This window comes from Parazoarcus communis (assembly GCF_003111665.1).
Lineage (GTDB): Bacteria > Pseudomonadota > Gammaproteobacteria > Burkholderiales > Rhodocyclaceae > Parazoarcus > Parazoarcus communis_B.
In genome coordinates, this window is the sequence record NZ_CP022188.1 from 4816782 (window position 1) to 4842667 (window position 25886).

The 25886-nt window shown below is 62.7% G+C and carries 28 protein-coding genes and 1 pseudogene; 14 read left to right on the forward strand and 15 right to left on the reverse strand.

What is annotated here, in order from left to right:
- Nucleotides 1-24 precede the first annotated feature (24 nt).
- The 6 genes and pseudogenes from CEW87_RS21950 to CEW87_RS21975 all read left to right on the forward strand — a co-directional run bounded on the left by CEW87_RS21950 (nucleotide 25) and on the right by CEW87_RS21975 (nucleotide 3147).
- The gene (locus tag CEW87_RS21950) at nucleotides 25-489 is read left to right on the forward strand and encodes a hypothetical protein (protein WP_108976715.1); all 465 of its coding nucleotides are present in this window, start codon (nucleotides 25-27) and stop codon (nucleotides 487-489) included.
- On the forward strand, nucleotides 486-752 hold the full coding sequence (locus tag CEW87_RS21955; protein WP_108976717.1) for a hypothetical protein: 267 nt from the start codon (nucleotides 486-488) through the stop codon (nucleotides 750-752). Before CEW87_RS21950 ends, CEW87_RS21955 begins: the two co-directional genes overlap by 4 nt.
- A gap of 11 nt (nucleotides 753-763) precedes the next feature.
- Nucleotides 764-1717, forward strand: a complete 954-nt coding sequence (locus tag CEW87_RS21960) for a metallophosphoesterase (RefSeq protein ID WP_108976719.1) — start codon at nucleotides 764-766, stop codon at nucleotides 1715-1717.
- Nucleotides 1718-2023: 306 nt separating this feature from the next.
- On the forward strand, nucleotides 2024-2365 hold the full coding sequence (locus tag CEW87_RS21965) for a hypothetical protein (protein ID WP_108976721.1): 342 nt from the start codon (nucleotides 2024-2026) through the stop codon (nucleotides 2363-2365).
- A gap of 201 nt (nucleotides 2366-2566) precedes the next feature.
- Nucleotides 2567-2692 (forward strand): annotated as a pseudogene (locus tag CEW87_RS21970) (cyclic pyranopterin monophosphate synthase MoaC); the annotation flags it as partial.
- 236 nt (nucleotides 2693-2928) lie between these two features.
- Nucleotides 2929-3147, forward strand: a complete 219-nt coding sequence (locus tag CEW87_RS21975) for a Nif11-like leader peptide family natural product precursor (RefSeq protein WP_108949073.1) — start codon at nucleotides 2929-2931, stop codon at nucleotides 3145-3147.
- Between the two features lie 54 nt (nucleotides 3148-3201).
- Here CEW87_RS21975 and CEW87_RS21980 read toward each other — a convergent pair whose 3' ends face one another.
- From CEW87_RS21980 to CEW87_RS22020, 9 genes are all read right to left on the reverse strand, one after another.
- Nucleotides 3202-4173, reverse strand: a complete 972-nt coding sequence (locus tag CEW87_RS21980; RefSeq protein WP_108976723.1) for a YcjF family protein — start codon at nucleotides 4171-4173, stop codon at nucleotides 3202-3204.
- 81 nt (nucleotides 4174-4254) lie between these two features.
- A complete protein-coding gene (locus CEW87_RS21985) occupies nucleotides 4255-4968 on the reverse strand; it encodes a phosphate ABC transporter ATP-binding protein (RefSeq protein WP_108976725.1) in 714 nt (237 codons plus the stop codon).
- A 10-nt stretch (nucleotides 4969-4978) separates the two neighbouring features.
- Nucleotides 4979-5683, reverse strand: coding sequence for an ABC transporter permease (locus tag CEW87_RS21990; RefSeq protein ID WP_108976727.1), 705 nt, complete (start codon nucleotides 5681-5683; stop codon nucleotides 4979-4981).
- 91 nt (nucleotides 5684-5774) lie between these two features.
- Complete coding sequence (locus CEW87_RS21995) at nucleotides 5775-6080, reverse strand: hypothetical protein (protein ID WP_108976729.1); 306 nt, start codon at nucleotides 6078-6080, stop codon at nucleotides 5775-5777.
- A gap of 2 nt (nucleotides 6081-6082) precedes the next feature.
- Nucleotides 6083-6334, reverse strand: coding sequence for a MoaD/ThiS family protein (locus CEW87_RS22000; RefSeq protein WP_108976731.1), 252 nt, complete (start codon nucleotides 6332-6334; stop codon nucleotides 6083-6085).
- Nucleotides 6335-6348: 14 nt separating this feature from the next.
- Entirely contained in the window at nucleotides 6349-7614 is a 1266-nt protein-coding gene (locus CEW87_RS22005; RefSeq protein WP_108976733.1) for an NAD(P)/FAD-dependent oxidoreductase, read from the reverse strand.
- A 75-nt stretch (nucleotides 7615-7689) separates the two neighbouring features.
- A complete protein-coding gene (locus CEW87_RS22010; protein ID WP_108976735.1) occupies nucleotides 7690-9537 on the reverse strand; it encodes an aldehyde ferredoxin oxidoreductase family protein in 1848 nt (615 codons plus the stop codon).
- 13 nt (nucleotides 9538-9550) lie between these two features.
- Nucleotides 9551-10027, reverse strand: coding sequence for a 4Fe-4S dicluster domain-containing protein (locus CEW87_RS22015; RefSeq protein WP_108976736.1), 477 nt, complete (start codon nucleotides 10025-10027; stop codon nucleotides 9551-9553).
- Nucleotides 10028-10182: 155 nt separating this feature from the next.
- Nucleotides 10183-12210: a sigma-54-dependent Fis family transcriptional regulator gene (locus tag CEW87_RS22020; protein ID WP_108976738.1), complete on the reverse strand. Its 2028-nt coding sequence runs from the start codon at nucleotides 12208-12210 to the stop codon at nucleotides 10183-10185.
- Between the two features lie 235 nt (nucleotides 12211-12445).
- Between CEW87_RS22020 and pedF the strand changes: the two genes are divergently transcribed.
- The 4 genes from pedF to CEW87_RS22040 are packed head-to-tail and all read left to right on the forward strand — an operon-like array spanning nucleotide 12446 to nucleotide 15247.
- Nucleotides 12446-12892 (forward strand): cytochrome c-550 PedF, encoded by a 447-nt coding sequence (pedF, locus tag CEW87_RS22025; RefSeq protein WP_108976740.1) that lies wholly within the window; start codon nucleotides 12446-12448, stop codon nucleotides 12890-12892.
- Complete coding sequence (locus tag CEW87_RS22030) at nucleotides 12882-13736, forward strand: substrate-binding periplasmic protein (protein ID WP_108976742.1); 855 nt, start codon at nucleotides 12882-12884, stop codon at nucleotides 13734-13736. Before pedF ends, CEW87_RS22030 begins: the two co-directional genes overlap by 11 nt.
- Nucleotides 13737-13739: 3 nt before the next feature.
- Complete coding sequence (locus tag CEW87_RS22035) at nucleotides 13740-14714, forward strand: beta-propeller fold lactonase family protein (RefSeq protein ID WP_108976744.1); 975 nt, start codon at nucleotides 13740-13742, stop codon at nucleotides 14712-14714.
- Nucleotides 14711-15247 carry a cytochrome b gene (locus CEW87_RS22040; protein WP_108976746.1) on the forward strand — a complete coding sequence of 179 codons (537 nt, stop codon included), beginning with the start codon at nucleotides 14711-14713 and terminating at the stop codon, nucleotides 15245-15247. The genes CEW87_RS22035 and CEW87_RS22040 overlap by 4 nt, the downstream gene beginning before the upstream one ends.
- Nucleotides 15248-15334: 87 nt before the next feature.
- Here the strand turns inward: CEW87_RS22040 and CEW87_RS22045 are convergent, their stop codons facing one another.
- The 3 genes from CEW87_RS22045 to adh all read right to left on the reverse strand — a co-directional run bounded on the left by CEW87_RS22045 (nucleotide 15335) and on the right by adh (nucleotide 17722).
- Nucleotides 15335-15655, reverse strand: coding sequence for a c-type cytochrome (locus CEW87_RS22045; protein ID WP_234421618.1), 321 nt, complete (start codon nucleotides 15653-15655; stop codon nucleotides 15335-15337).
- Nucleotides 15656-15713: 58 nt separating this feature from the next.
- On the reverse strand, nucleotides 15714-16082 hold the full coding sequence (locus CEW87_RS22050; protein ID WP_108976748.1) for a DUF779 domain-containing protein: 369 nt from the start codon (nucleotides 16080-16082) through the stop codon (nucleotides 15714-15716).
- 119 nt (nucleotides 16083-16201) lie between these two features.
- A complete protein-coding gene (gene adh / locus CEW87_RS22055) occupies nucleotides 16202-17722 on the reverse strand; it encodes an aldehyde dehydrogenase (protein WP_108976750.1) in 1521 nt (506 codons plus the stop codon).
- Between the two features lie 353 nt (nucleotides 17723-18075).
- Between adh and CEW87_RS22060 the strand changes: the two genes are divergently transcribed.
- From CEW87_RS22060 to CEW87_RS22070, 3 genes are all read left to right on the forward strand, one after another.
- Nucleotides 18076-19713: a sigma-54-dependent Fis family transcriptional regulator gene (locus CEW87_RS22060; protein WP_108976752.1), complete on the forward strand. Its 1638-nt coding sequence runs from the start codon at nucleotides 18076-18078 to the stop codon at nucleotides 19711-19713.
- A gap of 186 nt (nucleotides 19714-19899) precedes the next feature.
- Complete coding sequence (locus CEW87_RS22065; RefSeq protein WP_108976754.1) at nucleotides 19900-20580, forward strand: cupin domain-containing protein; 681 nt, start codon at nucleotides 19900-19902, stop codon at nucleotides 20578-20580.
- Between the two features lie 163 nt (nucleotides 20581-20743).
- Nucleotides 20744-21136, forward strand: a complete 393-nt coding sequence (locus CEW87_RS22070; protein WP_199917091.1) for a hypothetical protein — start codon at nucleotides 20744-20746, stop codon at nucleotides 21134-21136.
- A gap of 13 nt (nucleotides 21137-21149) precedes the next feature.
- Here the strand turns inward: CEW87_RS22070 and CEW87_RS22075 are convergent, their stop codons facing one another.
- From CEW87_RS22075 to CEW87_RS22535, 3 genes are all read right to left on the reverse strand, one after another.
- Nucleotides 21150-21866, reverse strand: a complete 717-nt coding sequence (locus tag CEW87_RS22075) for a response regulator transcription factor (RefSeq protein WP_108976756.1) — start codon at nucleotides 21864-21866, stop codon at nucleotides 21150-21152.
- Nucleotides 21867-21901: 35 nt separating this feature from the next.
- Nucleotides 21902-23935: a PAS-domain containing protein gene (locus CEW87_RS22080; RefSeq protein ID WP_420094123.1), complete on the reverse strand. Its 2034-nt coding sequence runs from the start codon at nucleotides 23933-23935 to the stop codon at nucleotides 21902-21904.
- Nucleotides 23936-24048: 113 nt separating this feature from the next.
- On the reverse strand, nucleotides 24049-24192 hold the full coding sequence (locus tag CEW87_RS22535) for a hypothetical protein (protein ID WP_159098236.1): 144 nt from the start codon (nucleotides 24190-24192) through the stop codon (nucleotides 24049-24051).
- 24 nt (nucleotides 24193-24216) lie between these two features.
- Between CEW87_RS22535 and CEW87_RS22085 the strand changes: the two genes are divergently transcribed.
- A complete protein-coding gene (locus CEW87_RS22085) occupies nucleotides 24217-25857 on the forward strand; it encodes an acyl-CoA synthetase (protein WP_234421619.1) in 1641 nt (546 codons plus the stop codon).
- The last annotated feature ends 29 nt before the right edge of the window (nucleotides 25858-25886 follow it).

A 25886-nucleotide genomic window follows, 5' to 3' on the forward strand; every position in this document is an offset into this window, starting at 1 on the left:
GCCAGCCAAATCCACAACACTACGATGGACCTCGAAATGCAAGCAAAGAGACGAAGGGATGCGGCGCTGCTCAACTACCCACACTCGCGCACCGACAGGTCGTTGCGGCCAAGATTCTGTCTTTACCGCAGCAATGGTGAACTGTTCTTCGTGAACCACACGGATGAGACGCTCGACTGGGTCGCGAACGGCTCGGTAGGCGGGTTCATCGACGCGGGTGGCGACCCGGTGGCGACCACCGATGCCCAGACCCACTATGAGCAGGTTCTGCCGGGGGAAGGTGTGTTGATCGACGCATTCGACGCTCAGTTCGACTGCGATCTGTACATCGCTTCGACCATCACGGTCGCCAGCGCAGCGTCGGGCGTCCTGCAGTTTCAATGCGCAGACAAGGGAGGCGCCCGCGGACGCGTGCTGCTCTGGCATGACGGGTTCGTCTCGCCGCAGGTTCGTATGGAAGTTCTTACCGAAGACAGGAACAGCAAATGACGGCTGATCGCATCAGTGCAATTCTCTATCGCCACGACCCCGCGAACACGGGCTGCAGCGTGTGCGAGGACATGGAAGACGAATACGACCGCATCGCTGGCGCGATTGCGGAAATCCCGTTGGAGCAACTCACATTCGAAGCCTTTCGCGCCGTTCTCGTCGACGCGTTCTTTGAAGACGCGCTCTCTGACGAGGATTTAAGAAAGAGCCATGCCGAGATCGTCGGCGTTGGGGTTTGGCCATCAATCAAGAAACAAGCATAACGGGAGCACTCATGGCGGAAGTTGCTGGGTACGACGTGATTGGAGACATTCATGGTCACGCCGATGAACTGGAAGCACTGCTGAGAAAGCTGGACTACCGCAAGCAGGGTGGAACTTGGCGTCATCCTGAACGCACGGCTGTGTTCGTCGGCGACCTTATCGACCGAGGGCCGAAGCAACTGGAGGTCGTCGACATCGTTCGCAGGATGGTCGAGGAAGGCCACGCAAAGGCCACGATGGGAAATCATGAGTTCAACGCCATCGCGTGGCGAACGCTCGACGAGCATGGCAGCCCCCTTCGCGAGCACTCCAAGAAGAACGAAGATCAGCACGCCGCCTTTCTTGCTGCAGTTGATGGAAATCCGGAACTACACAAGGACGTTGTCGACTGGTTTCTGACCCTGCCGCTGTGGCTCGAACTGGACGGGATCAATGTGATTCACGCCTGCTGGCACACCGGGTATATGGACCGCTTCGCAGACCGTCTCGCGCCGGGGAATCGCCTGACACCAGAATTGATGAACGAAGCAGCGAGAAAACCTGCTCCAGGTGGCGAGGAAACCTTGTTCAATGCCATAGAAGTGTGGCTCAAAGGCCTTGAAGCTCCGCTGCCCGTCGGCGAAAAGTTCAATGACAAGGATGGCCATCCGCGGACAGAGGTGCGCGTTCGGTGGTGGGATGAAGGCGCAACCCTATATCCCGAGGCGGCGATGATAGAAGAACACATCCGCGCGCGGCTGCCTGCGGTCGAGATTCCGGAAGCCGCTCGATACCGCTATGAGCCACAGAGACCAGTCTTCTTCGGCCACTACTGGATGAGTGGCCACCCGTCCATTCAGAGCACTCTCGCGGCCTGTACAGACTTTTCTGTGGCCAAACAGGGCAAGTTGGTGGCCTACCGCTGGAATGGCGAGCAGAAACTCTCGAACGAAGGCTTCCACTACGTGCAAGACGGGCGGACTTGAATGGAGGTATTGCTAAGGCCAAATCAAAGAAGGGGAACGCCCCCACAGGGCTAGCCGCAAACTGTCTCGACTGTCCTAATCACCGGGCAATCCCCGACCCGGAGCCGGAAGACTGGTGCTTTGCCACTGACCTTGCGGTGGTATGGACTAAGGTGCAGAACCCAGTGCAAGACCCTGAATCTCGCTGGCTCTCGGACCGGAACCCCTATCGGTGCGTCGCACAGTCATGCCGGCCCCACCATTTACACGAGGACACGAACAGGCCCGGTTGGTGTCCGTTGCTGAATTGAGCCCACTCATCCAACCATGCCTCGGAAAAATCTGCCCTACCTCGATCAAGAGCGTCTGAACTACATCTTTGAAGCGGTCTACGACCCTCTGCCTGAGAACGCGGCAGAGACGCTCTACGGCGATGACAAGATGGCGTCTCTGCTGTGCGCGCTGAAGTCCGCGCAGGGTTTCAACCATCGCTTCCGTTGGGACGATACCTGCGACCTCTTCCACCAGTTCGACCCGATTCTTAATTTCGCGCACCACACGGAGGGCACGACCCTTTGGTTAGCGATGATTCTCGCCATTCAAGAGCTTTACGGGTTCTCGGACGAGAAGATGCGCAATCTGATGAAGATCATGACGATAAGAAAATGATTTTTATCATGTTTTCGACCCTCACGCGCCTAGCATTGATCGATGCGTAATAGATGCACTCTCCGAACCGCCATAATGTCGAGTGCGGCGCTGGACAAGGGGTCGCTGTCCATTCCCTGTCCAAACGCTGTTCAAATTGACCAACCGAATTGGGCGAAATCGAAAGAAGCGCAACAAACTAAGCGATTGTTATAAAACAACATTAGCACCGCCCTGCTCACCATCTACGACATGTACAAGGCGATGGATCGCGGCATGCGCATGGAAGGCATCCAGCTGATGGAAAAGCTCGGCGGCAAGTCGGGGCACTGGGTTTCTGGCAGCTGAAGCCGCTTGGGCGCAAAACCTTCATTGCGCGGCACAAGGGGCGAAAGCCGACAATGCGTGCCGCTAAAAGTCGCCCAGGAAACAGCGTAAGCCTCTGAATTCATTCTGTTGATCAAGACCAGACCAAGACAGGCACCGGAATTGCGTTCACGCCGGATGCAGTTTTGCTTCAAAGGTCAGGCGTGGTGCAGGCGCCACGCCCTAGTTTAAATCTGGAATGATCACGCAGGGAAATCATGGCAATCAAGGATATCAAGGCCTTTTCGGACAAAGCCCGCGCTGATGCGGCCCTCGGCGAACAGCTGAAGGCCTGTCAGAAAGTCAGGGAACTGCTCGCACTCGCGCGCGACAGCGGCTTCCCGATCGACGAAGTCGAACTCTATCCGCCCAACGAGCCGCAGTTCACCGAAGACCAGTTCTCCGAGCGGCTGTGCAAGGCGCTGCTGCGGGTCTGATCCGACAAGGGCCTGACATCCGTCAGGCCCGACCTTCCCCCGGCGCGAACAGCCTCAGCGCCCGCGCACCATGGACATGATCTGGCCCGCATCGAGCGAACCCGCCCGCTCCTGGATCTGCGGCAGATAACGCGCCTGCATCTCCTTGGCCGGTCCCAGCAGATTCTGGAACGTGTCGCGCAGCAGTTCGGTACTCATCTGCCGCCCGCCGCCGTAGTAGCGCCGCGCCACCTGACCGAGCGCATAGGTGGTGGCGAAAGAGAAAGCGACGCTGGTCGCAGACTTGCCGAGCTGGCGCCCCAAGCCGCCCCCGACCTTGCCCAGCAGCCCGCCAAGCAGCTTGCGCCCGAACTGTTCGAGATACTGCGAGGTCAGGCCAACGCCCATCGTGGCCAGCAGTTCGCGGATATGGCCCTGGTCGAGTTCGTGCCCATAGGTCTTTCCGATGCCATAGACCATCTTGATCTGCAGCGGAATGATCGCCATCGAGGCCCACGACTGCGGCAGAAGCTCGAGCGCCCCGTTCAGAATCGCGTAGTTGAGAATACTGCGGTCCATCTCGGCGTCCGCCGCCGGGTTCGATGCAGCGCGCGGGACTTCCTGACCGGCAGCCGCGCCCGCTGGCGCCATCGGCGCTGCCGCATCGATCAGGTCGGCCATTTCCTCACCCTGCTGGTCGACCGGCGCTGTCACCGCCCGCCCCAGACCCAGCGCGGCCGCGAGCGCATCGAGGAAGGCACGCTCGGCCGGACTGGTGTGACCGTCTGCATCGCACACGCAAACGGCCATCTCGTATGCAAGCTGCCGGTGGGTCGGCTCGCCCAGCGCGGCGACCGCATCGTCCAGGCTGACGCGCTTGAGCAAGACCTGCTGGTATAGACCGCGCAGATCGGCCGCACCGGCTTCTCCGCTCAGCGATTCGGCGATGCCGCGAATCTGTTCACGCTCCTGCTCGTCGTTCGCGCCATCTGCAAAGGCGGCCATCAGGGCGATGGTCAGGACGGCTTTCTGCTGATCTGCATTCATGATGTCTCGGGCTCGATGAAACGGGTGCACTCAAGACCCGATGAGCATGCTCGAGTTCCCCGCAGTGACGCAGGCGCCCGATCAGAAAGTCATGCGCCAGGGCAGTTCGCCCTGGATGAAGAGTCTGGCCTCGTCCGATGCAGGGCGAGAGAAGAAGCGCTGCGTCGGCGTGTGTTCGCACACCTTGCCGGCGGACAGAAAGACGATGTCATCCCCCAGCCGGGTAGCCTGTCCGAGGTTGTGGGTGACCATCAGGATGCGGGTGCCGTCGGTACGGATCTCGCGGATGATGCGCTCGACTTCCGCCGTTGCCGACGGATCGAGGCTGGCGGTGGGTTCGTCGAGCAGCAGCAGGCGCGGGCGGGTCAGCCAGGCGCGCGCAAGCGCCAGCCGTTGCTTCTCCCCGCCCGACAACTGGCGCGCGCTGTCACCGGCGCGATGTGCGAGCCCGATGCGCTCGAGCACGGCCATCGCCCTGCGCTGGCGCTCGGCCGCAGACACGCCGAGCGGCTTGAGTCCGAGCGCAACGTTCTCCAGCACCGTGGCACGCAACATCATCGGATGCTGGAACACCATCATCACTCCCCGCGCCGGACGCACACCACCGCCCCAGTCGATTGTCCCGCCGCTGGGTTCGACCAGGCCGCACAGCACGCGCAGCAACATGCTCTTGCCCGCTCCGTTGGGACCAAGCAAGAGCGTGATGCCCTCGCTGCCGAGCTGCAGATCGATGCCGTCGAGCACGGCATGTCCGTTGGGTGAAAAGCGCAGATTGTCGATACGGACAGGGAACATCGGACCTCGGTCAGTCGTAGCGTCGCATCGCCCACTGCCGCAGCAGGAAGGCAAAGGCGTTGAGCGCGAGAATGAGCAGGATCAGCACCACACCGAGCGCAATGGCCAGCGGCAGGTCACCCTTGCTGGTTTCCAGCGCAATGGCCGTCGTCATCACCCGGGTCGAGCGGTCGATGTTGCCACCGACGATCATTACCGCGCCCACCTCGCTCATGGCGCGGCCAAGGCCCGCGAGCACCGCGACCATCAGGGAGTGGCGACAGTCGTACAGCAGCGTGGTCACGCTTTGCCACCAGCTGAAGCACATGACCTGCAGCTCTTCGGCGTAGCGTTGCCACACATCCTCCACCACCTGGCGCGCAATCGCAGCCATCAGCGGGATCACCAGCAGGGTTTGCGCGACCACCATTGCAGCCGGGGTGTAGAGCAGGCCGAAGTCGCCGAGCGGCCCTGAGCGCGACAGAAACAGATAGACCACCACGCCCACCACGACCGAGGGCAGGCCCATCATGCCGTTGATGAGTACCGAGGCGGCATGCTTGCCGGGGAAACGCCCGACGGCCAGACAGGCACCGAGCGGAAGGCCGATGAGCGTGCCCAGCATGACCGCGCCTCCGCTGACCTTCAGCGACAGCCAGACGATTTCGCCCACTCGCGCGTCGAAAGTCGCGAGCAGGGCCAGTGCATCGGCAAAGGTGGAGGTGAACATCGACATCGCGGGGAGAATACCCGAATCCGCGCGACCTGCCGTGATCTAGGGCGGCCCTGGGGGCTGTTCCGGTGTGGCCGCCCTCGATTACACGCTGTCAGCCGCCACCCTTCTGCATCGAACGATCGAGCCTGGCGAGCCAGCTGCGCCGCGCCGGCTCGTCACCGCCTTCAAAGCAATATCTGACCTGCAGCTGAGGCAGCTCGAAAAGGCCCAGCTTTCGCACCGGCAACACGAGCAGTTCCAGCCTCAGGCGCTGCTCGCCATCGACAAGCAGCAAGCGCCCCTGCGCCGGACGGCTCACGTCTGCCCATGCGGCACGCAGGTCGCGCTCGAACTCCGCCGGTGTCGCCGTCACCAGACGCTCGACGATCTCCGGCACCGGACCATTGATGAAGGCCATCCTCAGCCGCCGGCGATCGGCGGCCAGATCGCCAGTTCGTCACTCGGCTGCAGACGGTGACGGATGCGCTCGGACGGCGGAATGAAGACACCATTGACCAGCACCAGATGCGCGCTGCGCTCGGGCACGTTGTAGCGGCGGATCAGGTCTGCCACCGTCGTCCCCTCCTCCACGTCGAGCTCAAGCCTGTTGCCCTTGCGATCGGCGGGAAGATAATCGGACAGCGAAGCAAACAGTTTGAACGCGACTTTCATCGTAACTTGCGCCCTCACCTTGCCAGCGCCATCGGCTGCGACGTTGCGACATAGGCATCGACGAACTGCAACGGTGTCTCAAGCAGGCGCTCTTTCCACTTCCCGAGTTTGACCTGCCCGTGAATCAGGCCGCGCAGGGCACCGACATGCTCGGTCAGCCCGATCGATGTGGCACCGATCAGTACATCGTCCTTGAACTGCAGGCTGAGGTAGCGACTGCGCATTTCATCCACATGCTCGACGCCCTCACCGCCCTTGTCCGCCGCCTCACCCCACCATTGTCCGAACGAGGTCGAGATCAGGCCCAGGGTATCGAGCACGTTGATGGCGAGCACGCCGTTGAGGCAGTTGTCCCGTCCCGCCATGTTGAGCGCGGCCACGCGCGCCTGATCGGCAGCGTTGGGCTGAATCGCGGCGACGAGGTGGGCGCCGGTAAACACGTCCGGTGCCTCGGCGACGTCACCCGCTGCGTAGATACCTTTCACGCTGGTTTCCAGATGGTCGTCCACCAGCACGCCCTTGGCCACATGCACGCCCGTTCCCTCAAGGAAGGCGACGTTCGGCGCCACGCCCGCGGCAACGATCACCAGATCGCAGTCGATCTTGGCACCCGTGCTCAGGCTCACCGTCAGAGGTGAGCCCGCACCGCAGTCAATGCGATTGACCCCGGCCGAGGTGACCACCTTCACACCCTTGTTCTCGACCCACTCCTTGATCATGCCGCCCGCTTTCGGCGTCATCATGCGCGGCACCATGCGGTCGCCCATCTCCACGACGGTCAACTCTACACCGCGCTTGGCCAGCGCCTCCATGATGATGCAGCCGATGAAGCCGGCGCCCAGCTGCAGCACCCGCGCACCGGGCTTCGCGTGTGCGGCGATCGCACGCGCATCCTCCAGGGTCCAGCAGGTCTGCACCTCGGGCAGGTCGACGCCCGGAATCGGCGGGCGCACCGGGTGCGAACCGGTCGCGATCAGGAGACGGTCGTAGTCCTCGAAATGGCCGTCGAAAAACAGCATGCGCTGCTTCTCGGTGTCGAGCGCCACGGCCCGCCCGCGCAGTTCGCGGATGCGCAGCTGCTCGAAGTGGCCCGGCGCTTTGCGCAGCCAAGTGCCCTTCTCGTCGATGTTCTCTTCCAGCAGGTAGGGAATCGCCATGCGCGAATACGGCGGTGAGTCCTCGTTCCCAACCAGCACGATCTCGTCCTGCGGCGCGGCGCGGCGCAGGGTTTCGGCGGCCACCACACCAGCGGGGCCGTTACCGAGTATCAGGTGTTTCATCAGGCATCCTCGATGCTCAGCCGCGGGCGCCCTTGCGCAAAGCGCCCGCGATCATTGCAAGTTCGACCAGCGCGATTACAGGCCCAGACGAGCCTTGGTCTCCGCGGTCGGCACACCGTCCGGCGTCCAGCCACGCACCTTGTAGTACTCCGGCAGCATGGTCGCCAGCCCATTGACCAGGCCCTTGGCCGGACCGGTCTTGGCCGGTTCGGTGGTCAGGCGCGGCGGCAGGTTGTCGTCCTTGGAGGTAAAGCCGGCGGCGTTGTTGAACTCACGCTCCATGTTCCAGATGCGCTCGCCCACCTCGTTGAGCTTGTCCATGCTCCAGTCGCCCTCGCAGGCGGCGTCGAGCTGGGGCTGCACATCGGCCAGGGTCCACGCAAAGCTGGTGAAGACGCAGATACCGGCAGAGTCGAACACCGCGGTGGCATCCTGGAAAGCCTTGACCAACTCCGGTTTGCCCTCGGTGGTGAGCGGATCGGTCTTGACCGGAATGCCGAGCACTTCGGAAGCCACGGTGTAGCCGCGCAAATGGCAGGCGCCGCGGTTCGAGGTGGCGTAGGCCAGGCCCATGCCCTGGATGCCGCGCGAATCGTAGGCCGGGAATTCCTGGCCCTTCACGCTCATCGACAGCTCGGGATGACCGTACTTTTCGCACAGGCGCTTGGAGCCGAGGCCGATCTCCTTGCCAAAGCCCTCGCCATTTGCCGTCATCTCCACCAGCTTCGCCAGCGCCTCGGCAGAGCCGAAGGGCGAATCGATGCCGATCTTGGCCGAATCGAGCACGCCCATGTCGTACAGCTCCATCACCGCACCCACGGTCGCACCGAAGGAGATCGGGTCCATGCCCTGCTCGTTGCAGATCATGTTGGCGTACTGCAGGGCCTCGATATCGCCCACGCCGTTGGCTGCGCCCAGTGCCCAGGCGGCCTCGTACTCCAGACCGCCGGACGCACCCCAGTACTTGGGACTGTTCTTGACGGTGAAGTGGCCCTTGTCGATCTCCGAAATTCGTCCGCAGGCAATGGTGCAGCCGAAACACGCGGCATTGGTCACCAGCTGCGGCTTGCCGTCGCTCTCGCGCTTCTCGTGCATCGCCTCGGCGGAGATCTTGCCTGCGTCCTCGAACTGCACGTCGCGGTGGTTGCGCGTCGGCAGCGCCCCCATCTCGTTGATCACGTTCATCAGCACCTGGGTGCCGTACTTGGGCAGCCCCTGGCCGGTCACCGCGTTATCCGCCAGCACCTTCTTGGCGTCGGTGGTCGCCTTCATGAAGGCCTTGAAGTCGTGAATGCCGGACACGCCCTTGGTGCCGCGCAGCGCGACCGCCTTGAGGTTCTTCGAGCCCATCACCGCGCCCACGCCGGAGCGCCCTGCTGCGCGGTGCAAGTCATTCACCACGCAGGCGAACATGACTTCGTTCTCGCCCGCCAAGCCAATCGAAGACACCCGCACCAGCGGGTCCTGCAGCTCGTGCTTGATCGTTTCTTCGGTTTCCCAGCAACTGCGGCCCCAGAGATGTCCGGCGTCGCGCAGCTCGGCCTTGTCGTTCTCGATGAAGAGATAGACCGGCTTGGGCGACTTGCCCTCGAAGATGATCATGTCCCAGCCGGCAAACTTGAGCTCGGCGCCAAAGTAGCCGCCCGAATTCGAGCACGCGATGGCCCCGGTCAGCGGCCCCTTGGTCACCACCGTATAGCGCCCGCCGGTCGATGCCATGGTGCCGGTCAGCGGACCGGTAGCCATGATCATCTTGTTGTCGGGTGACAGCGGATCGACCTTGGGATCGATTTCCGATACCAGGTACTTGGTAGCCAGACCGCGCGAACCCAGATATTCCTGGGCCCACTTCATGTTCAGCGGCTCTTCCTTGCATGTGCCCGCAGTCAGATCGACACGCAGGACTTTTCTGTTCCAGCCCATGGTTTCTCCTCCTTCAGGCAGCGGTGGTCGGCGTATTGGCCTTGGCGGCCCAGGTGCGCATCTTGTCCAGCCCGGTCCAGTCGGCGTCGATGTAGGTGATCGCCGCCGTCGGACAGGCCTCGGCACAGGCAGGATTGCCATCGCACAGGTCGCACTTCTGCACCTTGCCCGAATCCTGGTTGTAATTGATCGTGCCGAAGGGGCAGGCAATCGTGCACACCTTGCAGCCGACACAGGTGTCTTCGAACACCATCTTTGCGCCGGTGGCAAGGTCGATTCGGATCGCATCGACCGGACAGGCGTTCAGGCACCAGGCTTCGGTGCACTGAGTACAGGTGTACGGCACCTTGCGCCCCTCGGCCTCGAAGTTGAATACCTTGATCCGTGATTTGCTGGGATTAAAGACCCCGGTGTGCTCATAAGAGCAGGCCATCTCACACTGCAGACAGCCGGTACACTTTGCGGGATCAATATGAAGTGATTTCCACATCGACCTTCTCCTCCGAAATGCATTGTTATGACAGTGATGAAGCACTCCCTATGAAGCACACTTCATACCTGCCTTCGAGGATACGCCCGACCCGGGACGGGACAAGCGCAGGAAAACCCCTAGTACTAATGGATTAGACAGCCCGTAACGCAGCCTTATTTCATGCGGCCGATCTTGCGATACAGGGTGTTGCGGCTGATACCGAGGCGGCGTGCTGCGGCCGACACGTTGCCACCCTCTTCGAGCATCACGCGGGAAATCACATCAAGCTCGATCTCGTCCAGACTCCGACCAGCCTTGCCTTGCGCGGGCATTACCGCAGGGGCCGGCGAGGACGCAACCTCCGCGCTGGCCTGCCCGCTCTCGGCATCGTCCATCGGGTCGGAACCGAACAATTCCTCAGGCAGGTGCAGTGGCAGAATCTCGTACTCGTCTTCATCCAGCAACGCCACTGCGACCCGGATCACGTTTTGCAACTGACGCACATTGCCCGGCCAGGGGTAGCGCTCGAAGAAGTCGAGCACCTGTTCGCTGATCGTCACCTCGCCACGTGCGGCCTCGACTTCGGACGCCAGAATGATGGCGACGATCGAGCGGATGTCACTGCGGTCGCGCAGGGGTGGCAGGGTGACGGTAAGGCCATTCACCCTGTAGTAGAGATCCTCGCGGAAGCTGCCGTTACGCACAGAATCCCGCAGCACCCGGTGGGTCGCACACACAAGGGTGATATCGACCGGCACATTGCGTTGAGCGCCCACCGGCGTCACGCAGCGCTCCTGAAGCACCCGCAGCAGACGTGCCTGCATCGCCAGAGGCATGTCACCGATCTCGTCGAGAAACAGCGTGCCGCCATGCGCCTGCTGGATCTTGCCCACGGCACCTTCGCGCCGCGCACCGGTAAAGGCACCGCCGACATAACCGAAGAGTTCGGATTCGATCAGGTTCTCCGGAATGGCGGCACAGTTCACTGCAACGAACGGCCCGTCCTGACGCGGACTGGAATAGTGAAAAGCGCGCGCAAACAACTCCTTGCCCACCCCGGACTCGCCCTGCACCAGCAACGGAATGTCCTTACCCATGATCCTCGCCGCACGGTCGAGCGCGAGTTGCAGGCGCGCATCGCCGGTTGCCAGACACTCAAGCGTTGCACGCCCGTTGCGCCGATCACAGGGCGGCGTCTTGCGCCCGCCAACTGCAGCAACTGCGCTGCGCTCACCGGCAACAGGGGCAACAGTGCTTGCGGAGAGCGGAACGCTGCCCCGCAAACGTACATACAGACGCTGATTCGCCCGCAAATCCAATGCCTGCATGGAGCCGGGGTCGCGCACGCAGCGATCGAGAAACACCCCGAAAGGCACCCGGAACAAAGAATTAAACTCCCCGCCAGCCAAAGGTCCGGGGGAAATGCCCAGCAAGGCGCGGGCGACAGGATTCGCCCCGACAACACGGCCCTCAGGCGACACTGCGAGCAATCCCTCCTGCAACCCACCCACACATTCCGGGCGGACGTGCATCGCCATCAGTATGTGACGGGAGAACTCGAACTCGAAAAGTCGCTTTTCCAGCAACTGGGCGGCGAGTCGCGCCAACCCAAGCGTGTGGCGCTGGTTGCTGCGGTAGTCGCCGGAGATGTCCAGCACGCCGGCGATTTCGCCGCAGGGGTTGAACACCGGAGATGCGCTGCAGGTCAGCACACCATTGCGGTCAAGAAAGTGCTCCGCACCAATAACCTCGACCGGTGCAGCCTCGATGAGCGTCGTGCCGATTGCATTGGTCCCGCGCACGTCCTCGCGCCAGGATGATCCCGGCTGCAATGCCACGCGCTGCGCTTTGCTGACGAAGTCCGGGTCGCCCAGACTGTGCAGGATCATGCCCTGACAATCAGCCAGAATGACCATGCTCCCGGATGCACGAATCTGATCGAAGACGTGCTCCATGATCCCGGCCGCATTGCTGAGCAGGCTTTCGCTCTGCTCCCGCGCCTCGGCAAGTCCGCAGCGCCCTTCCGGGTCACCCCGTCCGTCATCACGGTAATCAACTCCGCTGTCACGACAACGCAGCCAGGAACGCAGCACCTCCTGCGGCACCTCGCCCTCTGGAAAGTCCCCGCGCTCGAAAAACTGTCGGCGAGCTTCGAGCACACGCAAATCATGCGGACTCGTGGTCATTGGATGACCTGTCATCTTGTCTCCTCCAGATCCCCTGCTGTCTGATTTTTATTCAGGGAATGTTCCAAAACTTAGCACCTGTCTCAAAGCGCAGCAACCGCTGCTCACGGACAGTCACTGCTCCGTCAGCAATTTCCTTGCCAGTGCTAGCAAGCGCCATGAGTGGCACAGCCTTTGCAGAGCATGAGCACACCAGGCCACACAGCGCCTGAAAAGCAGAACCCGACAATCAGCCAGGAGGAAGACAAAAGTGGACCACAAGGACAACAAGGAGAGGATTTCCCGCACGCTGCGCAAGGCCGTCTGTGCTGCTGCACTCGCCGGCATTGCGGGCCTCGCGGGGGCGCATGGTGATGTAACGCCACAGGCTGTCGATGTATCCACGCTGAAGGCCCTGGGCAAGGACTGGCTCCCTGCCAACCCCTACCGCAAGGATAAGGAAGCCATCCGCATCGGTGACTCGGCCTACAACCAGAACTGCGCACGCTGCCACGGGCTGGGTGCCGTCTCGGGTGGCATCGCACCGGACCTGCGCTACCTGCCGGAAGGTGACGAAGGCGACGAGATCTTCATGCAGCGCATCCGTGACGGCGCCAGCCGCGGCGGACGTGTTTACATGCCGCCGTTCGAGGGCATCCTGCCTCAGGAAGCGATGTGGTCCATTCGCGCATGGCTGGAGACCGTCCGTGAAGAATGAACGCAGACACTTTCTCCTGAGCGCAGGCGCGATGCTGGTCGCCGCAGCGCTGCCCGCGCATGCAGCGGCAGCCGAACTCGAACTGCAACAGCCTGGCGCACTGCGCATTGCGGTCTACGCCAACTATCCGCCCTGGTCGGACAAGGGCCAGGGCATTGATATCGCGCTGGGCAGGGCACTGGCGGCCCGGCTCGGGCTGCGCGCTGAATTCGCCGAGTTTCCGGCCGACGAAGACATGAGCGACGACCTGCGCAACATGGTGTGGAAGGGCCACTACCTGGGCATGCGCCCGGGCGACGTGATGCTGCACGTACCGGTCGATCGCAACTTTGCCGCCAACAACGACAAGGTCGCGATCTTCGCACCCTACCACCTCGAAACCATGGCGATTGCGCGCAACAGCGCGCGCATTCCAGCCATTGCGGGGTCGGCCGCCAACGCATTCGAGGTGTTCACGCGCGAGCGCATCGGCGCCGAACTCGACACCCACGGGAGCGACTTCATGCTCCATGTGCTCAACGGTCGCCTGCGTGACCAGGTCACTCACTACCGCAGCATTCCGTTCGCAGCGGCAGGGCTGAAGGCCGGCGAAGTGGCTGCCGTAATCGGCACCCGCACCGAACTTGAAGTGGCATTCAAGGATGCACCGGGCGTTGCCATCGACAGTCTGCAGATGCCCGAGCTCCGCGTGACTGGCTGGCCGCTGGGCATGGCAGTAAAAGCCGATCATCCGGCGCTTGCCGCAGCGCTAGGAGACGCACTGGCAGAACTTCAGCGCAGCGGCGAACTCGGCCGCATCTTCAGTGAAAACGGCAGCACTCATCGTCTACCCGGAGGAATCTGACTCATGACAACACGCCAGAACAGCCCTAAGAACACTCTCCGTCACACCTTGCTCTGTGTGGCATTTGCAGGCCTTGCGCCCGGCCTCGCCGGCGCAGCCCCGTTTGCCTATGTCCCCAATGAAAAATCGGGCACGGTCAGCGTCATCGACACCGAAACCGATCAGGTCGTCCGCACCCTCAGCCCCAGCGAACGTCCGCGCGGCATCGCCGTTTCTCCAGACGGCACACGGCTGTATCTGACCAACTCGCCCACCGAGTCGGTCGTGGTCCTGGCCTTGCCCGAAGGCAACAAGGTTGCCGAGTGGAAGGTTGGTGAATCACCCGAGGGCTCTCACGCCTCGCACGATGGTCGCTATTTGTCCGTCGCGGTTGAGGAAGAGGACAAAGTCGCACTTATCGACACCAGCAACGGTGCGGTGCTGGCGAAAATTCCGGTGAAGGGTGAAAACCCGGAGCACGCGGTGTTCAGCCCTGACGGGCGCTGGCTTTACGCCAGTGCGGAAGACGCCAAGCAGGTCGACGTGATCGACGTCGCCAGCCGCAAACAAGTGGCGCAGATTCCGGTTGGCAAGCGCCCGCGCGGCATCGGTTTCACCCCGGACGGCAGCCGCGCCTATGTCGCCTGCGAGCTGGCGAATACCGTCTATGCGATCGATACCGCCACCCACAAGGTCATTGCGAAAATTCCTGCCGGCAACTTCTCCAACGGCATCGCCATCCGGCCCGATGGCAAGCGTGTGTTCGTATCGAATGGCCGTGACGGCACGGTGATGGCCATCGACACCGCGAGCAACACCATGATTGCCACCATGCCGGTGGGCAAGCGCCCGTGGAACATGGCGATCACGCCTGACGGCAAGAAGCTCTACGTGGCCAACGGTCGCTCGAACAGTGTCAGCGTGATCGACACTGAGGCACTCACCGTGCTTGGCGAGATCGCCGTGGGCGAATTGCCTTGGGGCGTCGAGATCAAATGAGCACGCAACGCTACGGTCGCGGCGCCATGCTGCTGCACTGGGGCCATGCCGTTCTGGTGCTGGGCATGATCGGCTGGGGCCTGTATATGGCCGATCTGCCCAAGGGCCCCGACCGCAGTTTTGCAATCGGCGTGCACAAGTCCTTCGGCATCGTGGCAATCCTCGTCGTCGCGGTCCGCCTGCTATGGCGCCGCAGCCATCCTGCGCCGGTCGATCTTCGGCTCTCCCGGGCCGAGCACAAGCTTGCCGCAGCGGGGCATCACCTGCTCTACCTGCTGCTGGTGCTGACCCCGCTCGCTGGCTATCTGTCTGCCAGCTTCACGCAGTATCCGATGCGTTTCTTTGGCATCGTCATCCCCAAGCCTGGCTGGCCCGACGAAGGGATCAATGCCTTCTTCAACGCGAGCCACGGCTTTCTGGCGTGGTCGCTGATGGGGGTGATCGGCATTCATCTGGCGGCCGTCGTGTTGCACAGCATCAAGAAGAAGCCGGTTCTCGGGCGCATGCTGCCAGGCAGTAAACCGATCGACTGAGTCGGGAAACGGTGTCGCAGGCAAACATACGACACCTGTTCCAAAACGAGACACCTGCTCCACTCCGGAGCAGGTGTTTTTTCTTGCTCAATCCTTTGCGCCCGAAAGAATCCACTCAATTGCGGCCTTCAGATTGTCGTCGCTGATCCTGCTTTCGTCGTTCGGCGTCATCGGAATGGCGCCCCAAACACCTGAGCCACCATGGCGCACCTTGTCAAAGAGTGCGGATGCTGCGCCAGCCTGCCCCTCGTACTTCGCGGCCACCTCGCGATAGGCCGGCCCCACCATCTTCTTGTCCACTGCATGACAGGCCACGCAGCGCGCTTTCTTCACGATCTCCATCGAAGCCATTGCCGACGCCGACATCGAGGCCATCAGCACGGCCCCCACTACCATCGTCCTGATCATCACGGTTTTCACTCCTTGCCTGGGTGCGAGCCGCACCCCTCTGTTGGGAAACGGGATTTCAAACAACACCGGCCGCCACCAGCCCGGCCCACTCTTCATCGGTAAACAGCCGCGAGCGGGTGTGAAAGCTCTTGCCTTCAGGCCCTTCCAGCGAGAACGTTCCACCTCCACGCGTATCGAGCACATCAATGATCAGCTGCATGTGCTTCCAGTACTCGTACTGCGAGCTGCTGATATAGAAAGGACAGCCGCCGATCTCGCCCAGGCGCACATCCTGATCGGTGCACAGCTCGCCCGGCAGATAACAGTTGGCGGCACTGCCGTCACAGCATCCACCTGACTGGTGGAAGATCAGCTCACCATGCTTGGCGCGCAGCACGTCGATCAGTGCCAGCGTCGCTTCGGTTGCAATGACTCTCTCGACCATGACGGCCTCCATCGTTGCAAAAAAAGCGGGCGGCAATTGCCGCCCGTGAACTCACTTTCATGAGGAGGGAGAACTTCAGGCAGCCCCGCATATGCCAAGCCGGCATGCGGGGCCTTGCATCAGAAGAAGCCGAGCTTCTTCGGGTCGTAGCTGACCAGCAGGTTCTTGGTCTGCTGATAGTGGTCGAGCATCATCTTGTGCGTCTCGCGACCGATACCGGACTCCTTGTATCCGCCGAAGGTGGCGTGTGCCGGATAGGCGTGATAGCAGTTCGTCCACACACGACCGGCCTTGATCGCGCGGCCCATGCGGTAGGCAGTGCTGCCGTCGCGCGACCACACGCCGGCACCCAGTCCGTAGAGGGTATCGTTGGCAAGCTCGAGCGCTTCGGCTTCGGTCTTGAAGGTGGTCACCGCCAGCACCGGTCCGAAGATCTCTTCCTGGAAGATGCGCATCTTGTTGTGGCCCTTGAACAGGGTCGGCTTGACGTAGTAGCCGTCACCCAGCTCGCCCTCCAGCTGCGCCCGGCCGCCACCGATCAGCAGCTCGGCACCTTCCTGCCGGCCCACATCCATATAGCTCATGATCTTGCTCAGCTGCTCTTTCGAGGCCTGTGCGCCCATCATCACGTCGGTATCGAGCGGGTTGCCCTGCTTGATGGCTGCGACGCGCTCGAGCACGCGCGACATGAACTTGTCGTAGATCGACTCATGGATCAGCGCACGCGACGGGCAGGTGCACACTTCGCCCTGGTTGAAGGCAAACAGCACCAGACCTTCGATCGCCTTGTCGAAGAACTCGTCGTCGGCATCGGCGATGTCGGCGAAGAAGATGTTGGGCGACTTGCCGCCCAGCTCGAGCGTTGCCGGAATCAGGTTGTTTGCAGCGGCCTGGGCGATCACGCGGCCGGTGGAGGTGGAGCCGGTGAAGGCGATCTTTGCAATGCGCTTGCTGTTGGCCAGCGGCATGCCGGCTTCGCGACCGAAACCGTTGACCACGTTGAGCACGCCCGGCGGCAGCAGATCGGCGATCAGCTCGGCCAGCACCAGGATGCTGACCGGCGTCGATTCAGCCGGCTTGAGCACCACGCAGTTGCCGGCGCCGATGGCAGGCGCCAGCTTCCAGGCTGCCATCAGGATGGGGAAGTTCCACGGAATGATCTGACCCACCACGCCCAGCGGCTCGTGGAAGTGGTACGCCACGGTATTCTCGTCGAGATCGCTCAGGCTGCCTTCCTGCGAGCGCAGGCAGCCGGCGAAGTAACGGAAGTGATCAACCGCCAGCGGGATGTCGGCATTGAGCGTCTCCCGAATCGGCTTGCCGTTATCCACGGTCTCGGCATAGGCAAGGATCTCGAGGTTGGCTTCGAGCCGGTCCGCGATCTTCAGCAGGATGTTGGCGCGTTCGGCCGGTGGTGTGCGGCCCCAGGCGTCAGCAGCAGCATGCGCAGCATCCAGTGCGAGTTCGATGTCTTCCGCGGTGGAGCGGGCGGCCTTGCAGAACACGGCGCCGGTAATCGGCGTGATGTTGTCGAAGTACTGCCCCTTGACCGGCGGAACCCACTCGCCACCAATGTAGTTGTCGTACTTTTCCTTGAACTGAACCTTGGCACCAGGCCTGCCGGGCATTTCGTAGATCATTTTTTGTCTCCTTCCGGGTGAGCGAATAACGCGGTGTTGCGTTGCGCTCTATTCGCAGACGCCATGCCAGCCCCAGAGCCATTGCGTTCAATTCTGGAAAAACCCCATATTTTTCCGACACATGCCACATTTCCGAGGCACATGCACCGGTATCGGGCTGCGGGCTTCTGTCACCCACCGCAGTGTTCAATTTGGGTACATCTGCTCAAATGCGATGCAGGCAGCCCTATGAATCAGGCTGCATATCGACGCACACAAGGCGCATGCAACAGAATTTGTGCAGTAGAAACAAGCACGCCGCACCCAGGAGGGTTAACGTTCGCGGAAGGCACGTTTCCTGCATCAAAAACATCATGAACAAGGCAAGCTCATCCGTTGCGCTCCCTCCCAACCTGCGCGCCTCCTGGCTGCGCAGCCAGGCGCATGGGCTGCAGACCGACCAGCCACTTCCGCTCGATCCGCTGAACCGGGCAGATCTCGCAGACCGTCTCGAGTCCAACGCCCGCCTGGTGACGTTCTCGCAACCGGTCATCGAGAACCTGCTGCGCCAGATCGACAGCAGGGACGCAACCGTACTCCTGACCGACGATCAGGGGCTGATCCTCAGTGCAAATGGAGACACCGGCTTTCTGGACCGCGCCGCCCGCGTCGCGCTCGGCCCCGGCGCAGCGTGGAGCGAGGACGCCATGGGCACCAATGCCATCGGCACGGCGCTCGCGACTGGCGACATCATCGCGGTTCGCGGGCATGAACATTTTCTCGAGCGCAACCGCTTCCTGACCTGCGTCGCGATCCCCATCCTGGCGCCCACCGGCGGCATCGCAGGCATCCTCGACATCTCGACCGATGCCAATGCCAATCTGTCGCATTCCAATGCGCTGTTGCGCACGACGGCCGAGATCATCGAACACCGCCTCGTCGAGAGCATGGACGACGGCTTTCTTCGCGTGCGCTTCCACAACCGCCCTGAACTGCTCGGCAGCCCCCTCGAAGCCATTGCGGTGTTCGACGAAGGCGGGCGAGTGATGGCCTGCAACCGTAACGCCCGCAACCTGCTCAGGCTGCATCAGGAGTATCCAGACGCAAGCTGCGAAGACTGCTTCGCCATCACCTGGCAAAGACTGCTCGACTGGGCAGCGCTCGATCAGAGCCTGCCCTTCCCGCTGCGCGCCCGACAGGGCCAGACTCTGGCGGCGCGTGTCAGTCTTCACCACTGCCCGCTCAACTTCAGCCAAAGCCGCGCTAGCGGCAAGACGGCGACACTGGGGGCAGGCAGTCCGCCCGCAGCGAACGCGGACAGCGTCGTTGCCGTCGCACGCAGCACGCCATCCGGCGACCCTCGCGTCATCGCTGCCACGACACAGATCCGCCGTTGGGCCAGTGGTACAGGACCGGTGCTGATCGAGGGTGAAACGGGCACCGGAAAGCACTACCTGGCGAGCGCGCTCTGGCACGAACACGCCCCCGGAACACCGTTGATCCAGATGGATTGTCGGGCGCTCGCTTCCAGCGCCGACATCGGCACCGACCTGGCAGTCGCAATGCAGCAGGCCAGCGGCGGTGCGCTCTATCTGAGCGACATCGACACCCTGCCACTCGCATGGCAGGGCACCCTGTTCGAAAATGCTGCGCGCCTCAGCCCGCGGCTCATTGCCACGACCCGTCGCAACCTGGACGTCCTGGTCGACGAAAACCGCTTCAACATGAGCGCCTTCGTCGCCAGCCACGGCACCGAAGTCCACCTGCCGCCCCTGCGCCGCCGCAGCGACTTCGACAGTCTGGTGCGCGGTATCGTCCGCGAGGAATGTCCCGACCGTCCGATGTACGTCTGCCCCGACGCCCTCGCCCTGCTGCGCAAACACCGCTGGCCCGGCAACCTGAGCGAACTTCACAACCGCCTGCGCCTGATCCTCGCGCTGATGGGCGACGAAGCCGGGCAACTGTGCCCGGACGACATCCCCGAAGAGCTGCTGGAGCAGATCGGCGACTGAAGGTGCGACAGACGCAGGCCTGCCCTGCCCGTAATCTCAATGATTGAAACGGCGGCTGTTTCGCGCAGAGGCACAGAGGACAACTCGTGCAGTCGTGCTTCTCCGCGTCCTCCGCGCCTCCGCGTGCCACTACCCCCTTTGGTACAGTGACGTTCCTGTCAGAGAGCCACAAAGCGGATATTTTCCATGCACATCAACGCGGACTTCTCCCTGCGCGCCGTCGTACAACATCAGGACCTGCCCTGGGTCAGATCTCCCGCTGGTGGCGTCGAGCGGCGGATGCTTGAGCGCGATGGCGACGAGGTGGCGCGCGCGACCTCGATCGTCCGCTACCTGCCCGGGGCAAGGTTCGAGCGCCACCTGCATGAGCTGGGCGAGGAGATCTTCGTGCTCGAGGGCACATTCAGTGACGAATCTGGCGACTACGGCGCGGGCACCTATCTGCGCAATCCCCCGGGGTCGTCGCACGCGCCGCACTCGGCCACGGGCTGCGTGCTGTTCGTGAAACTGCGTCACATCAACCCGGCGGATCAGGCCCATCTGGCGATCGATACCACGACCGCGACCTGGTATCCGGGGCTTGTGCCCGGCCTGTCAGTGCTACCGCTTGCCGAGTTCGGTACCGAGCACACGGCGCTGGTGCGCTGGGCACCGGGGACCTGCTTCAACCCGCACCGTCACTACGGCGGCGAGGAAATCTTCGTCATCGACGGCGTATTCGAGGATGAATTCGGACGCTACCCTGCGGACACCTGGATACGCAGCCCTCACCTGAGCCAGCACGAACCCTTCAGCCGCGAGGGCTGCACCATCCTTGTCAAGACCGGCCATCTGCCCCTCCCCGCCGACATCGCGTCAGGGAAATGACATTTGCGGCTGCGGGGATGAGCACCTATGCTCCAGAGGCACACCCGACGCGCAGTGCCGTGCTTCGCGCTCACGCCGGGCGCTGAAGCGGAAGACATTTTCATGCATGCCCGAAGCATGTGTTTGCGGCACCGTCGAATATCGACTGTGAAGGCTCACGTACATGGACAAGGATATGCCGGACCTCGACCGCGAAACCCATGCGCTTCAGGAACCCGATGCGCACACGCGCAAATTTCAGGCAGTCGCAAGCTGGGTGGTCGTGGTCATCCTGATCGGCTTCGGCTCCTACGCCTTGATGAAGCTCGTGTCCGTGCATGAAACCCCGGGCACCTACTGGCGTGATCTGATCCGCGAGCAGTTTCCGGTGCTGGTGGGTTTGCCCATGGCCGGGCTGGGCGCGCTGTTCGTCACCCTCATTCTGCGGATTTCGACCGGGCCGCTGGAGTTCGAGATGGCGGGCGTCAAGTTCAAGGGCGGCGCCGCACCGATCGTGTTCTGGATCATCTGCTTTCTGAGCATCGTGCTGTCCATCCGGATGCTGTGGCAGAGCTGATCCGCGCGCAGAACTACTTCCAGCTCACCGTCGATGCAAACAGGTAGCCCGCGCCGTACACCGTCTTGATCACCTTGGCGCGTTGCGGGTTTTCCTCCAGCCGGCGGCGCAGGCGCGACACCCGCAGGTCGATGCTGCGATCGAGCGCCGACACATCGCGTCCGCTGAGCAGCTGCTCACGCGACAGAATCTGGTTGGGATGCTCGAGCATCGTGATCAGCAGCTGTGCTTCGGCCAGACCAAGGGTGTCTTCCCTGCCGTCGGCGCTGATCAGCCGGTGCGTGCCGAGCTCGAAGCGCCAGCCCGCAAACTGCGCGACCTTGGCCGCGCCCAGCGCAAGGTCGGGCTGCGCCGGCTCATAGCGTCTCAGCACGCTGCGCACACGGGCAATGAGTTCGCGCGGCTCGAAGGGTTTGAGCACGTAATCGTCCGCGCCCAGTTCCAGCCCCATCACCCGGTCCGAGGTATCGGTCCGGCCGGTGACGATGAGCAGGCCGAAGCGATGCCGCGCGCGCACCTGCTGCAAGACCTCCATGCCATCCATGTCCGGCAGTCCGAGATCGAGAATGCACAGCTTGGGTTGCTGCCCCCTCAGCCGGCGCAGGAAATCACTGCCGGTTCGAAACACCTCGCACTCATAACCAAAACGCTGCAGGGCGCCTTCAATCAGTCGTGCAACAGTTGCGTCATCTTCGACCACATGGATGAGCACGCTATCCTTGACCTGCATCCAGCCCCCGTATTTTCTTCTGTCGATGTACCCGTCTAGCGCCCCAAGGATGTGAGCGCTGCCGCAAGCTTATCGCGGCTGAAGGGTTTGTCCAGCATCGGGACGTCATCATCGCCTCTGCGCCCCGGCTCCGAACTCGCGTAACCGCTCATCAGCACCACCGGAAGATCGGGACGGAAGCGTCTCACGAAACGCGCCAGCGCGCGTCCGTCCATGCCGCCGGGCATGACCACGTCGGACAGCACGAGCGCGATCGACGCGACGTTTTCCACCATGTCGGCCGCCTCGTTTCCGCTTTCCGCCTCCAGCACGGTGCACCCGAGCGAAGCCAGCTGCTTTCGCACCACCTTGCGCACATCGTCATCGTCCTCGACCAGCAGCACGAGGCGGTCCTTGAGGTCCATCCCGACAGAGGCCGGCGCATCCAGCTGCAAGGTCACGGCGGGGCGTGCTGCGCACGGCAGGATCAGCGCCACCGTGGTACCGACCGCCTGGCGGCTGCGAATCCGCACGCCGCCGCCGGACTGCTTGATAAAGCCGTACACCATGGCCATGCCCAGGCCACTGCCCATGCCGAATTTCTTGGTGGTGAAGAAGGGCTCGAACACGCGGGCGACGGTCGCACCGTCCATGCCCATGCCGTTGTCGCTCACCGCGATCTGCACATAGTTGCCGGGCGGCAGCTCGAGGTCGGCCGCCTCCGCCCGCCCCAATGGTTCGAGCGAAGACTCGATGCACAGCGCGCCGCCGTTCGGCATCGCATCGCGTGCATTGAGCGCCAGATTGAGCAGGGCGCTCTCGAGTTGGTGCGCATCGACCATGGCGACCAGCTGATCGGTTTTCGACTGGGTGAGGATGGAGATATTGCCCGGCACCGAGCGCCGGATCAGGCGCGCCATGCTCAGGACGAGCTCGTTGACCTCCACCGGCTCGGGCGCCATCGGCTGCTGGCGCGAAAAGGTGAGCAGGCGCTTGATCAGCGTGGAGCCGCGCTCCGCAGCCTCCAGCGTCGGATCGACAAACTCGTCGATCACCGGATGACCGGGAAGCGTCTCGCGCAGCCCGGCGAGATTGCCCATCACCACCGTCAGCATGTTATTGAAGTCGTGCGCGAGACCACCGGTGAGCTGGCCGATGGCTTCCATCTTCTGCGCCTGCGCCAGCGCGCTGAAGGTGCGCCGCTGTTCGGTGATATCGACCGCATGGACAAAGCAGCCGATCACCTCGCCGTCCGGCCCCACGTCGGGCACAAGCGTGCTGCGGGCGAAGCGCGTCATGCCATCCGGCGCGGTGAGCGAGTACTCGTAGGACACCTCCTCTCCGTCGAGCGCCCGCCCCACCGCGTCTTCCACGGCCTCGAACACCTGCAGCCCGATCACTTCGCGGATGGGCTGGTTTGCCATGGTTTCGCTGGTCCACCCGAACCACTCCGCATAACTGCGGTTGGCGTAACGATAGATCCACTGATTGTCGAAGTAGGCAATGTGCGCCGGAATCGTGTCGGTGATCTGGCGTAGCCTGGCCTCGCTGAAACGCAGCGCCGCGGTAATCCGGCGGTTGTCCTCGATGGCGGCGGTGAGTTCCGCATTGGCCCGGGTCAGCTCGGCGGTGCGGCGCTCGATGGCAGCCTCCTGCTCGATCTGCTGACGTTCGATCTGGGTCTGCTTCGCATCGAGTTCGGTGATGTCCGAGTACAGCGCGATGAAACCGTCGTGTGGCAGCGGGAATCCACGGATCAGCAACAGCGTGCCATCCGGACGGCGGCGCCGGGTTTCGTGCGGTTTGAACGCACGCGCAGCCTCTACCCGTTCGCTGACCTGGACGTCGGGGTCGCCCGGCCCGTACTCGCCGCGATCGGCGTTGTAGCGGATGAAAGCCTCGAATGGCAGCCCGGGCTCGGCCATCGTATCGGGGAAGTCGAGCAGGCGCAGGAAAGTGCGATTGCACGCGACCAGACGCAGATTGCGGTCGAAAACCGTCACCCCCTGGTCGAGCAGATCGAGCCCCGCAGCCGTCATCTCGCGATAGCGACGGTCACTGATTACCGGTTTGTTCGTGTCCCCAGCCACGGCTGGAACCTGCCCTGATGTCATGCCGATTCACTCATTCCTGCACCCCCGTATTTTCCGGGTACGGACTGATTCTAGTCGGCCAGCAAGCCCCAGGGCAGCGCCGACAAGATTCAGTACATTTCCTCGAAATTGGCGACAAGTTTGTTTGTCATTCTGCTCCCGCGGCGCAGATCGACCACTGCCAGCCAGCTTGCCTGGCAGTTTCGGGGTTTCAGACGCGCGGTGACCGCCGGACCACCGGCAAGGTATTCCATAAAAACGTCATGGAGGAGCAAAGGGTGTCGAACAATCCTTACGAGCAGGGCCTGGACAAGAATGCAGCGAACTTTGTACCGCTGTCGCCCCTGAGCTTCATCGAGCGCAGCGCCTATGTATATCCCGACCGTGTCAGCGTGATTCACGGCGCACGCCAGTTCACCTGGAAGCAAACCTACGAGCGCTGCCGCCGTCTGGCAAGCGCCCTCACCCAGCATGGTATCGGCCACGGCGACACGGTGGCCGTCATGCTGCCCAACGTGCCCGCCATGGTCGAGGTGCATTTCGGTGTGCCGATGACTGGCGCCGTGCTCAACACCCTCAACACCCGCCTCGACCCGGAAGCGATCGCCTTCATGCTGTCGCACGGAGAGGCCAAGGTGCTGATCACCGACCCCGAATTCGCAGCGATCGTCCGCCCCGCCCTCGACAGGCTCGAAGGCGAGAAGCCGCTGATCATCGATGCGCTCGACCCGGAATATCCTTCCACCGAATGCCTCGGCTCGATCGAGTACGAATCCTTCCTCGACACCGGCAAGCCCGACTTCGAGTGGAAGCTGCCCGCAGACGAGTGGGACGCAATCGCCCTCAACTACACCTCGGGCACCACCGGCAACCCCAAGGGGGTGGTCTACCACCACCGCGGCGCCTACCTCAACGCCGCCTCCAACATCATCAGCTGGGGCATGCCGCAGCACGCGGTGTATCTGTGGACGCTGCCGATGTTCCACTGCAACGGCTGGTGCTTCCCCTGGACCATCGCCGCCAATGCAGGCGTGAATGTGTGCCTGCGCAAGATCGACGTGGCGCTGATCTATGAGCTGATCCGCAAGCACAAGGTCACGCACTTCTGCGGCGCACCCATCGTGCACGGCATGCTGATCAACGCCAACGAAGCCCTGCGCGCGGGCATCGAGCACAAGGTGTCGGCCCTCATCGCCGGCGCTGCACCTCCGGCCGCCATCATCGAAGGCATGGAGCGCATCGGCTTCGACATCACCCATGTCTATGGACTGACCGAAACCTACGGCCCGGCTTCCGTCTGCGCCAAGCACCCCGAATGGGATGCGCTGCCGATCGACAAGCGTGCCGAGCGCAATGGCCGCCAGGGCGTGCGCTACCACATGCAGGAAGCGATCACCGTGCTCGACACCGACACCCTGCAACCGGTGCCCGCCGATGGCGAGACCATGGGCGAGATCATGTTCCGCGGCAATCTGGTGATGAAGGGCTACCTGAAAAACCCGAAGGCCACTGCCGAGGCCTTTGCCGGTGGCTGGTTCCGCACCGGCGACCTCGCGGTGATGCATCCGGACGGTTACGTGAAGATCAAGGACCGCTCCAAGGACGTGATCATCTCCGGCGGCGAAAACATCTCGTCGCTTGAAGTCGAGGAGGTGCTGTATCGCCACCCCGCGGTCATGACCGCAGCCGTCGTCGCACGCCCCGACGAGAAATGGGGCGAAGTGCCCGCCGCCTTCATCGAGGTCAAGGAAGGCGCCAACGTCACCGCCGACGACATCGTCGCCCACTGCCGCGAGCATCTGGCCCGCTACAAGGTGCCCAAGCACATCGAGTTCTGCGTCCTGCCCAAGACCTCGACCGGAAAGATCCAGAAATTCGTGCTGCGCGATCAGGCGAAATCCGCTTCGGCAATCGGCTGACGCGCTCCGCCGCCGTGCCACCGCGCACT